The 7,870-nt window shown below is 53.0% G+C and carries 3 protein-coding genes and 3 pseudogenes; 1 reads left to right on the top strand and 5 read right to left on the bottom strand.

Annotated features, from left to right (window positions below):
- The 3 genes and pseudogenes from BGK49_RS06125 to gyrA all read right to left on the bottom strand — a co-directional run.
- On the bottom strand, positions 1–238 hold a 238-nt coding region (locus BGK49_RS06125; protein WP_032335914.1), incomplete at its 3' end, for a transposase.
- A 54-nt stretch (positions 239–292) separates the two neighbouring features.
- Positions 293–685, bottom strand: a pseudogene (locus BGK49_RS06120) (DUF2138 family protein); the annotation flags it as partial.
- A gap of 148 nt (positions 686–833) precedes the next feature.
- A complete protein-coding gene (gene gyrA / locus BGK49_RS06115) occupies positions 834–3,461 on the bottom strand; it encodes a DNA topoisomerase (ATP-hydrolyzing) subunit A (protein ID WP_069375708.1) in 2,628 nt (875 codons plus the stop codon).
- A gap of 146 nt (positions 3,462–3,607) precedes the next feature.
- On the opposite strand from gyrA, the gene ubiG reads away from it, so the two are divergent.
- Complete coding sequence (gene ubiG, locus BGK49_RS06110; protein WP_000990754.1) at positions 3,608–4,330, top strand: bifunctional 2-polyprenyl-6-hydroxyphenol methylase/3-demethylubiquinol 3-O-methyltransferase UbiG; 723 nt, start codon at positions 3,608–3,610, stop codon at positions 4,328–4,330.
- A gap of 127 nt (positions 4,331–4,457) precedes the next feature.
- Here ubiG and yfaL read toward each other — a convergent pair.
- A pseudogene (yfaL, locus tag BGK49_RS30900) lies at positions 4,458–7,492 on the bottom strand (AIDA-I family autotransporter adhesin YfaL/EhaC); the annotation flags it as partial.
- Between the two features lie 15 nt (positions 7,493–7,507).
- A pseudogene (locus BGK49_RS06100) lies at positions 7,508–7,870 on the bottom strand (IS1-like element IS1X2 family transposase); the annotation flags it as partial.

The following is a 7,870-nucleotide window of genomic DNA, read 5'->3' as shown; positions in this document are numbered from 1 at the left end:
CAAGGCGAGCTTCATTTAACGCCTTACGCAGTTGCAGAATTTCAGATTCCAGTTCAGCCACCGTGCGGGAACCAGGAGTACCGAGCCCTTTTCTGGCGGCGGTAACCCATTGTCCTAAAGTGCCTTCAGGAAGGGATAATCGGGAAGCGCCTTCACTGATCGAAAGTTGATTTTCAAGAACCGTTCTGACAGCTTCGGCTTTGAACTCTTTAGAGTAACGTTGGTTTTTTCTGCTCATTATTAGCTCCTTCTGATGCCATTCTATTTCAGGAAGGAGTGTCCGTTAAACTCAGGCTACCTCAGGCTGATCTAAGAGTGACGAAAAGAGTTTATCTTTCAGCGTGAGATCGTGTTCATAGACAATGCGACGAATGCTGCCTTCAATGCCCAGACGATCGGCATGATTCTGATAATAGAAAACGAAATCTTCACTCAGAACATCGTGGAGAAACGGAATGGTGAGGAGATCTTTGGGAAGCTGGCTCAGAGAGTCGCTGTCGAGAAAGAGGTCCGGCTCATTGAGATCGATTTGCAGATTGTTGTGCACCACCAGCGGCGACAACGTTTTTTCTGGCCCACTGCCAGCATATTGCAACGCCCAGACGCCAGCGGAAAGCAGTACTATTGCACCAAAACCTACAAGACCATAGAACCGCCAGCCTTTCGCCTTTTTTTCACCACTCATTGCCACATTCCTTGTGTATAGCCAGCCATTTTTTACGGGCACAGCCAAACTTTACCGTGCCCTAATACGACAAAAGCCCAGACTTTGCAGCCTGGACTTTTCAATTCAAACAAGGGAGATAGCTCCCTTTTGGCATGAAGAAGTAAAATTATTCTTCTTCTGGCTCGTCGTCAACGTCCACTTCCGGAGCGATTTCATCGTCCCCTTCCGCGACACTGCCGTCGATGGTATCGAGATCTTCCTCGTCAACCGGTTCAGCAACACGTTGCAGACCCACTACGTTTTCATCTTCCGCAGTACGGATGAGGATCACGCCCTGGGTGTTACGGCCCACGATGCTGATTTCTGAAACGCGAGTACGTACCAGCGTGCCGGCATCGGTGATCATCATGATCTGGTCGCAGTCATCTACCTGTACCGCGCCAACAACTAAACCGTTACGTTCGGTAACCTTGATGGAGATAACCCCTTTCGTCGCACGCGACTTGGTTGGGTATTCCGCCACTGCGGTACGTTTACCGTAACCGTTTTGCGTTGCGGTGAGGATTGCGCCATCGCCACGAGGCACGATCAGAGAGACGACTTTATCGCCTTCACCTAAGCGAATACCGCGAACACCGGTGGTGTTGCAGCCCATCGCACGGACAGAAGACTCTTTAAAGCGCACCACTTTACCTTCAGCGGAGAACAGCATTACTTCGTCTTCGCCGCTGGTCAGGTCAACGCCGATCAGCTCATCGCCGTCAACCAGTTTGATCGCCACTTTACCGGCGGTACGCAGACGGTTGAACTCGGTGAGGACAGTTTTCTTCACGGTACCGTTAGCGGTCGCCATGAAGACTTTCACGCCTTCTTCAAACTCGGTCACTGGCAGGATCGCAGTGATACGTTCGTCCTGCTCCAGCGGCAGCAGGTTGACGATCGGACGACCGCGCGCGCCACGAGTGGCTTCCGGCAACTGATAAACTTTCATCGAATAGACGCGACCACGGCTGGAGAAGCACAGAATATGGTCGTGAGTGTTCGCCACCAGCAGTCGGTCGATAAAGTCTTCTTCTTTAATACGTGCGGCAGATTTACCTTTCCCGCCACGACGCTGCGCTTCGTATTCAGAAAGCGGCTGATACTTAACGTAGCCCTGGTGAGAGAGCGTCACTACCACATCTTCCTGAGTGATCAGATCTTCCAGGTTGATGTCTGCGCTGTTGGCGGTGATTTCAGTACGACGTTTGTCACCGAACTGTTCACGAACCAGCTCCAGCTCTTCACGGATCACTTCCATCAAACGATCGGCGCTACCAAGAATACGCAACAGTTCCGCGATCTGATCCAGCAGCTCTTTGTATTCGCCAAGCAGTTTTTCGTGCTCAAGGCCGGTCAGTTTCTGCAAACGCAGATCCAGAATCGCCTGAGCTTGCTGTTCGGTCAGGTAGTACAGACCATCACGCACGCCGAACTCTGGCTCCAGCCATTCCGGACGCGCAGCATCGTCGCCAGCACGTTCGAGCATCGCGGCAACGTTGCCCAGCTGCCACGGATTAGCAACCAGCGCAGTTTTCGCTTCTGCAGGCGTCGGCGCATGACGGATCAGTTCGATGATCGGGTCGATGTTCGCCAGCGCCACGGCTAATGCTTCAAGGATATGAGCACGATCGCGAGCTTTACGCAGTTCGAAAATAGTACGACGGGTCACCACTTCACGGCGGTGACGAACAAACGCCGCGATGATGTCTTTCAGGTTCATGATCTTCGGCTGACCATGGTGCAATGCCACCATGTTGATACCGAAAGAAACCTGCAACTGGGTCTGGGAGTAGAGGTTGTTGAGCACAACTTCACCGACCGCATCGCGTTTCACTTCAATCACGATGCGCATACCGTCTTTGTCAGACTCGTCACGCAGCGCGCTGATGCCTTCCACGCGTTTTTCTTTTACCAGTTCCGCAATCTTCTCGATCAGGCGCGCTTTGTTTACCTGATACGGAATTTCGTGGACGATAATGGTTTCACGACCGGTTTTGGCGTCAACTTCCACTTCTGCGCGAGCGCGGATATACACCTTGCCGCGACCGGTACGGTAAGCTTCTTCAATACCGCGACGACCGTTAATGATTGCCGCCGTCGGGAAGTCCGGCCCCGGGATGTGTTCCATCAGCCCTTCAATGCTGATGTCTTCATCATCGATATACGCCAGACAACCGTTGATGACTTCCGTCAGGTTGTGCGGCGGGATGTTGGTTGCCATACCTACGGCGATACCGGAAGAACCGTTCACCAGCAGGTTAGGAATTTTGGTTGGCATGACGTCGGGAATTTTTTCCGTGCCGTCATAGTTATCAACGAAATCGACCGTCTCTTTTTCGAGATCGGCCATCAGTTCATGGGCAATTTTCGCCAGACGGATTTCCGTATAACGCATTGCCGCCGCAGAGTCGCCGTCGATGGAACCGAAGTTACCCTGACCGTCTACCAGCATGTAACGCAGCGAGAATGGCTGCGCCATACGGACGATCGTGTAATAAACCGCCGAGTCACCATGGGGATGGTATTTACCGATTACGTCACCAACGACACGGGCAGATTTTTTATAGGCTTTGTTCCAGTCATTGCCTAGTACGTTCATGGCGTAAAGTACGCGACGGTGTACCGGCTTCAGGCCATCTCGGACATCTGGCAGCGCACGGCCAACAATGACCGACATCGCATAATCCAGATAGGAGCTCTTCAGCTCTTCCTCAATGTTGACCGGTGTAATTTCTCTCGCAAGGTCGCTCATCTAACCGCTATCCCTCTACTGTATCCCGGATTCAAAGGTCGCAAATTATAACACAGCCGCGCAGTTTGAGGTAAACCTATACGCTTTATTCACATCCAATGCCTGATATACTCGTTTGTCTTGCCAATTACGGAGTAGAAGTGCCAATGAATGCCGAAAAATCGCCGGAAAACCATAACGTAGACCACGAAGAGATCGCTAAATTTGAAGCCGTCGCCTCCCGCTGGTGGGATCTTGAAGGTGAGTTCAAACCGTTGCACCGCATTAACCCGCTGCGTCTGGGCTATATTGCCGAGCGTGCTGGCGGTTTATTTGGCAAAAAGGTGCTCGATGTCGGTTGTGGCGGCGGCATTCTGGCCGAGAGTATGGCGCGCGAAGGCGCGACGGTGACCGGTCTGGATATGGGCTTTGAGCCATTGCAGGTGGCAAAACTGCACGCGCTGGAAAGCGGCATTCAGGTGGATTATGTGCAGGAAACCGTGGAAGAGCACGCGGCAAAACATGCCGGGCAGTATGATGTGGTGACCTGCATGGAGATGCTGGAGCACGTCCCCGATCCGCAGTCAGTGGTCAGAGCCTGTGCGCAACTGGTGAAACCAGGCGGCGATGTCTTTTTCTCGACGCTTAACCGCAACGGCAAGTCATGGCTGATGGCGGTGGTTGGCGCGGAATATATTTTGCGCATGGTGCCCAAAGGCACGCATGATGTGAAGAAGTTTATTAAACCGGCAGAACTGCTTGGCTGGGTAGATCAGACAAGCCTTAAAGAGCGACATATAACCGGGCTACATTACAACCCGCTCACTAATACTTTTAAACTCGGCCCCGGCGTGGATGTGAACTATATGCTGCACACGCAGAATAAGTGAGGTTGTTGTTTGGCCGAGCCAATGCCTGATGCGACGCTTGCCGCGTCTTATCAGGCCTACAAATGCTCCCCGTAGGCCGGATAAGGCGTTTACGCCGCATCCGGCAACCGTGCCGACTAGACAGTGATTACCATTTCACCGTCATCGACAAAAACCCTGCCGTCTGGGCAAAATCATCACTCCCTTTCTGCCACGCCACGCTGCCGCGCAGGGACACTCGCTGACTGGTATTGCCCGTGACTCCCACTTTTATTTCACCCCGTCGCTTCACCGCATCGTCACTGATAGTGCTGCCATCTTCTTCAATTTCCGTCGCATGGGGATCGTGATAATAATTCAGATCTAATGTTGGTGTGACACCAACCGCGGTACGCCATTCGCTGTGTAAACCCAGCCGCGTCTGAATATCATCCCCCTGCGATTGTGACACGCGCGCATGGTTAGCGGCGGTAAAATCATCCTGCTGCACGTCCTGATAAATCACCTGCGCCTGCGGTTCAATCACCACACCACGCCCCGGTAACCACTGATACCCGGCTTCCAGCGAGGCGATAATCCCCGACGAATGGTAACGATCCACGCCATCTTCATGTTCGGAAACATCATTGTTAAACCACGCGTATTGCAGCCAGCTATCCAGCCAGGCCCCCTGCTTCTAATTACCGTGCTGATACCAGCTTGAGGTCAGCCCAACGGCATAACCGTGGTTCTGGTTATCGGCGCGAGTTCCGGTCATATTCGAGCGGCTGTCGCCCTGATTATCACTGTAGCCACCAACCGCCCCAAGCATCCACTCGCCATCCGTGCCCCAGCGCCCGCTAAACAAGCCGCCGCTAAGCTGCACCGTAGAAGTGTCTTCCTGCTGAGCCAGTTGCCCTGCCGCCGTGTAATGATAACGTCCGCCGATAACACGTAAATTCAGCGTCTGACCATCGCCACCAGCGTGATCGCGTCGCTCCATCATAAACGCCTGATTTGCCGCCCGCAGGTTATTGAGATAACCGCCAACTTTGGCATTCAGCACCGGCTGGTAAGCGGGGATTGGATCGGGTGTTGGGTCAGGATCGGGTGTTGGGTCCGGGTCTGGATCAGATGGCGATGGCGGCGTTACTTCTTGCGATCGCAGATACCAGTCGTTGTTATCTTCCACTAGCGTGTAGTCATATGCTCCCATGTTGACGTAGCCACTGCCAGCCAGACTGAACTGTGCATTGTTTTGAAACTGCGTGGGATCAGCTGCGAAATCAACCACTTTAATGCCTGTCGATGTCGGCTCACCAATCCCTGTAATGGAGTTAACCACCACAGTTGTGTTGCCAGCAGTATTACCGTTCATCACCAATTGATCGCTTACCGAGTCATCGCCGTTTAATTCGCTGTCGAACAGTAGCGTACCGCCGCCGGTATAATCACCGTTTACCGTTAGCGTATCGCCAGCGACGCCATTTTGCAGGCTAACCGCACCGGACGTATTGGTCAGATCACCATTAACCGTCACGTCGGCAAGATAGGTCAGGCTGTCAGTTTCAAGGTTGGTATTAAGCTCACCTGTCAACGTCACGCCATCGGTAGCATTCACCAGCGTCCCATCGCCGTTAAACAATGAGGCATTAAGGGCGACGGAAGTATCCTGCCCGGTCAGACGCAAAACCGTACCATCGCTGATATCGATAGTGCCGCTGGAAGTAGCATCGATAGACTGAATATCCTGATCCGCGCCAGTAACGAACGTCGCCCCATCACCGACCCACAGTGACGAAGCATAAGGAAAGATATCCGCAACATCGCCTTTCAGGGTGCCTTCTTCGACACGTACTGCCGACTGCGTTGTACCGCTGGCGGTCAGCTCCAGCGTACCCGCCCCCGTTTTAGTAAATGTGCTACCCTCATCCTGATGCTGCCCGCTGCTGTCAGCCATCAGTGGCCCCACTGCGTGTCTACCCCCGCATCAACTGCCACTTCACCGTCGGCGCGCATTTCAATATCACGCCCATGCTCAGTCGTCGTAGAGCGAGTATCGACATTGGCAGTAATCTCCATCACGCTTTCTTGTTGCTTATCGGTAAAGATAACCTGGCGGTTATAGTGGGTATCTCCAAGCTGCGAGTTGTCGCTCACCATCAGCGTACCGGAGGCGATTTGTGTTGTGCCCAAATAACTATTATTGTTTGCCAGACTTACCTGCCCGTCGCTCGCATCGACCACCACGTAGACGCCATCTTTCCCGTCGCCGCCGATATGCAAATTGTCGCCACCTGCAAGATCTACCACATCCTGACTGCCGATAACCGTTCCGCTGCTGCCACTGACTTCAAGGCCATCATTGTATGATGTGCCGCTCTGCCAGGTGGAGAAATCAGAGAGATCGAGCACACCGCCGTTTAACACGATCGACTGCGGATCGTCCTGGAGAGCGGCGAGATCTGCCGCGTCGCCTTCCAGCGAAAGCACCGCACCATCATCAACGACTATATCGCCGGTTAGCGCCATCGACTGCGCCCCCGACAGCACGTAGCTGCCGTTTTGCGCAATGGTGAGCTGACCAGCACCTTCGATGGTGCCAGCAAAACTACCTTGATTAACAGTAACATTGCCACCAGCATCGATATTTAAAGTGCCATTCTGAAAGCCCGTCAATGAGTGCACAAAGGTTTGTTGGGTGGAGCCAACGTTTAGCTCTGCCTGATTCTGGTACTTATCAATACTCCCTATCGTCAGACCGTAGCAGTCTTGCGGATCGTCCTGGCAATGCGTATCGCCGACATTCATCAGGGAGTTGCTGCGGCCCAGGGTAACTTCACCGTTTTCAATCTGCATCTCGCCAGTAAAGTCATTGTTATCTGCATTAAGTACCAGATCGCCGGAACCTGTTTTGGTGATCAACCCGGTACCAGCAATAGAGTCAACAGCTCCGTCATTCTCTGTATTGCCGATAACCAGCGTTTTTCCGTCGGCAATATCAAAGGTAACTTCACTTAAGCCGAGATACATAAAGCCACCCGCCGCAGTGGAAGGACCATCTCCATAGCCTGCTGCGCTGTTGTTCTCATCCACTAACACGCCGCCGTTCTGGCTGTAGCTGTCATCAACAGAAATATCAATAAGATAGGGAGCCGTCGCGCTATTGGTATATATCGCCCCGCCATAACCTTCGGCAGTGTTGGTAATGACTCCAACTTACTGATAGTGTTTTATGTTCAGATAATGCCCGATGACCTTGTCATGCAGCTCCACCGATTTTGAGAACGACAGTGACTTCCGTCCCAGCCTTGCCAGATGTTGTCTCAGATTCAGATTATGTCGCTCAATGCGCTGAGTGTAACGCTTGCTGATAACGTGCAGCTTTCCCTTCAGGCGTGATTCATACAGCGGCCAGCCATCCGTCATCCATACCACGACCTCAAAGGCCGACAGCAGGCTCAGAAGACGCTCCAGTGTGGTCAGAGTGCGTTCACCGAAGACGTGCGCCACAACCGTCCTCCGTATCCTGTCATACGCGTAAAACAGCCAGCGCTGACGTGATTTAGCACCGACGTAGCC

The sequence above is a fragment of the Shigella sp. FC1544 genome (genome assembly GCF_001722145.1).
GTDB classification, from domain to species: domain Bacteria; phylum Pseudomonadota; class Gammaproteobacteria; order Enterobacterales; family Enterobacteriaceae; genus Escherichia; species Escherichia coli.
Note: the sequence above shows the minus strand (reverse complement) of the source record. Positions and strands in the feature narration are given on the sequence as shown.